Here is a 3,307-nt window from a genome sequence, read left to right on the forward strand (position 1 = left end):
CACACCTTGAAGGAACTGTTTTAAAAGCTTTGCAGGAAAACCACCCTTATGAAGAAGTGGCTTATGAAATAACTACCCTGGAAAATGTCAATCAAAAAATAGGTATGGGGATGATTGCCGAGCTTCCAAAAGCTTTAAGTGAAAGCGATTTTCTGGGTTTTGTTAAAGAAACCATGAAATGTGGTTGTATTAAGCACAGTAAACTGCTTGAAAAACCCATCAAAAAAGTGGCTGTTTTGGGAGGATCAGGAGCATTTGCCATTGAGGCTGCAAAGCGTGCCGGAGCGGATGTTTTTCTCACTTCAGATTTGAAGTACCACGACTTTTATAAGGCTGAAAATCAATTTATAATTGCCGATATTGGCCATTATGAAAGTGAACAATTCACAAAATATGAATTAGTTGACTTCCTTACCAAAAAAATCACTAATTTTGCACCTGCCTTTGAAAAAGGAAAAATAAAAACATCAGAAGTAAACACCAATCCTATCAAGTATTTATAAGTATGGCACAGAAAACTGAAGCAACAGTAGAAGAAAAATTAAGAGCTTTATTTGACTTGCAACTCATCGACTCAAAAATTGATGAAATCAGAAACCTGCGTGGAGAACTTCCTCTAGAAGTAAGAGACCTTGAAGATGAAATTGCCGGTTTAACAACCCGAATTGACAAGCTAAAAGCCGATTTACAGGCCACTGAAGATTCTATAAAGGAAAAAAAGAACCAAATTGAGGAGTCCAAGGTACTCATCAAAAAGTATACTTCTCAGCAAGACAATGTGCGTAACAACCGCGAGTATAACTCATTGAGCAAGGAAATAGAATTTCAGGAACTCGAGATTCAACTTGCAGAAAAGCACATTAATGAGCTTAAAGCACAAATTGAGCACAAAAGCGAGATAATCAACCAGTCGCAAGAGCGCCTGACTGACAGAGAAAACCACCTGTCTCATAAAAAAGCCGAGCTTGACGAAATCTTAGGCGAAACAGAAAAAGAAGAACAAGCCCTTCTTAAAGAAGCTGACAACTACAAAACACAACTTGAAGTACGTTTGGTGAATGCCTATGACCGCATTCGCAATAATGTGAAAAACGGTCAAGCAGTAGTAACCATTGAAAGAGGTGCCTCCGGAGGTTCATTCTTCTCAATCCCGCCACAGGTTCAGGTTGAAATTGCTTCCCGCAAAAAAATCATGACAGATGAACACAGCGGTAGAATTTTGGTTGACGCCGAACTTGCCGAAGAAGAGCGCCAAAAAATGGAAAAGTTTTTCAAAAAACTATAAGCATATATTCCAATAAAATTTAACAAAGCCTTCCCAATATGCGGAAGGCTTTTTTTGTACTTTTAAAATAAAAAGTAATGAAGAACCTTATTTTGATACTTGCTTTAATGGGTGGTATAGTTAATAGCTCCTGTCAAAATGCTTTTGAAAAAAACAAAGTTGAAGAATTAAAAAAGCAAAAAAACATCAAACCTGTTCAGGTTCCTGAAAAAAACGGCTTAAAAAGAGCTTACTTTGCCAGCGGTTGTTTCTGGTGTGTAGAGGCCATTTACGAAAGTGTGCCTGGTGTAGAGGAAGCCATATCAGGTTATTCCGGTGGGCATACCCAAAATCCCACTTACGAAAGCACAAACACGGGCACAACCGGTCACGCTGAAGCGGTGGAAGTCATATACAATCCAAAAAAAGTGAGTTTTTCAACATTGGTAGATGTGTACTTTGCCTCTCAAAACATCACACAGGTAAACGGTCAGGGGCCCGATATCGGCCCACAATACCGTTCAATTATCTTTTATCAGAATGATGAAGAAAAGAATATTATTAATTCAAAAATAAAGGCCATTAACGACACTTTGGAAAACAAAAAAGTGGCGGCTCAGGTCTTTCCATTCGAAAAATTCTGGATAGCCGAGGATTATCACCAAAATTTTGAGCGCAACAACCCTACTCACCCATACATACTCAACGTTTCCATCCCAAGATTAAATATGTTCAAAGAGAATTTTTCGGAGCTTCTAAAGGAAACCCATTAAATCCAAAATCTCAAACATCCAACCAAATAAAAAATGTAACATTAGTGTATTTCTTATTTACGTCAGAATGAACTATGCAAAAACATTAAACCTTAAGAACAAAAGAGTGTTGAAAACCCAAATATAAATTAACACCTTCAATACATTCTTTAACTTTTTTGATTAAATGTCGTTAACTTTCAGTTAAATAAGTACATTTTCTTCAATGTATGAAGTATCTTTATTGAACTAATTAATAAATAATAATATTATGAGAGATTTAATTTGGCTTATTGTAGTGATTCTTATCATTGGATGGCTTGTTGGGTATTTTGGATTTGGGGAGTCTGTCGGAAGTTTAATACACATCCTTTTAGTACTGGCTATAATTGGTATTTTATATCGTTTGGCTACAGGTAGAAGACCTTAAAAAAAATTACTAACTATCAAAATTTAAAATTATGAAACGTAAATTTTTTAGTTTATTTTTTGTTATACTTTTTGCCTTTGCTTACACCAGCTGTCGCGAAAAAACTCCCGGTGAAAAAATCGAGGACGGTCTCGAAGAAGTAGGTGATGGTATTGAAGATGCTGTTGACGGATAATTTTTTACTTAAACTAATTATTACAATCAAAAACCCTTTCTAAGCCGAAGGGTTTTTTTGTGTTCAACTATTTATTTCAAAACCTACTTTTGTATCTTTACACAAACTACATTTTTATGTATAAAACTATCCTTTTATTTTTAATTGGTTTGTTGTTATTTTCATGTAAAAATCAAAGTTCAGAAAAAACCGCTGAAACCATTGATAAACAACCGCTACAAATTAACGAAATGATTGCCATTGCTCACGGTATTGAACACTGGAACAATGTTGAAGAAATGCATTTCACTTTTAATGTCGATCGCGGTGAAAACCATTTTGAGCGCTCCTAGGTCTGGAAACCAAAAACCAAGGACATCACTAGAATACTTGGCGAAGACACTTTAAAATACAATCAAAGTAGTATGGACAGCATCGCTTTAAAAGCTGACACTAGTTTTATCAACGATAAATACTGGCTTTTAGCTCCATTCAATCTTGTTTGGGATGAAGGTATAACGTTCACTGTAAAAGACAGTGTAATTGCTCCAATAAGCAAAAAACCTATGCAACAACTCACCGTTGTTTATGGCGACGAAGGAGGATATACACCCGGTGACGCTTACGATTTTTATTTTGAAAATGATATTGTAATCAAAGAATGGATTTTTAGAAAAGGCAATGGACCCACCCCTGGCATTACTGCC

The 3,307-nt window shown here is 35.9% G+C and carries 6 protein-coding genes and 1 pseudogene; all 7 read left to right on the forward strand.

The genetic code is table 11. The annotated features are described in order from the left end of the window. Positions 1 to 503, forward strand: a 503-nt coding sequence (locus tag AC6F75_RS03085) for a Nif3-like dinuclear metal center hexameric protein (protein ID WP_500713486.1), incomplete at its 5' end; no start/stop codon positions are given. 2 nt (positions 504 to 505) lie between these two features. Then, positions 506 to 1,285: a C4-type zinc ribbon domain-containing protein gene (locus tag AC6F75_RS03090; protein ID WP_500713487.1), complete on the forward strand. Its 780-nt coding sequence runs from the start codon at positions 506 to 508 to the stop codon at positions 1,283 to 1,285. Between the two features lie 77 nt (positions 1,286 to 1,362). Continuing rightward, positions 1,363 to 2,037: a peptide-methionine (S)-S-oxide reductase MsrA gene (gene msrA / locus AC6F75_RS03095; protein ID WP_500713488.1), complete on the forward strand. Its 675-nt coding sequence runs from the start codon at positions 1,363 to 1,365 to the stop codon at positions 2,035 to 2,037. A 250-nt stretch (positions 2,038 to 2,287) separates the two neighbouring features. Beyond that, the gene (locus AC6F75_RS03100) at positions 2,288 to 2,446 is read left to right on the forward strand and encodes a lmo0937 family membrane protein (protein ID WP_500713489.1); all 159 of its coding nucleotides are present in this window, start codon (positions 2,288 to 2,290) and stop codon (positions 2,444 to 2,446) included. 31 nt (positions 2,447 to 2,477) lie between these two features. Further along, the gene (locus tag AC6F75_RS03105; RefSeq protein ID WP_500713490.1) at positions 2,478 to 2,621 is read left to right on the forward strand and encodes a hypothetical protein; all 144 of its coding nucleotides are present in this window, start codon (positions 2,478 to 2,480) and stop codon (positions 2,619 to 2,621) included. Positions 2,622 to 2,737: 116 nt separating this feature from the next. Then, positions 2,738 to 2,953 carry a hypothetical protein gene (locus AC6F75_RS03110; RefSeq protein ID WP_500713491.1) on the forward strand — a complete coding sequence of 72 codons (216 nt, stop codon included), beginning with the start codon at positions 2,738 to 2,740 and terminating at the stop codon, positions 2,951 to 2,953. A gap of 72 nt (positions 2,954 to 3,025) precedes the next feature. Next, positions 3,026 to 3,307 (forward strand): annotated as a pseudogene (locus tag AC6F75_RS03115) (hypothetical protein); the annotation flags it as partial.

The organism is Planktosalinus sp. (assembly GCF_059864935.1).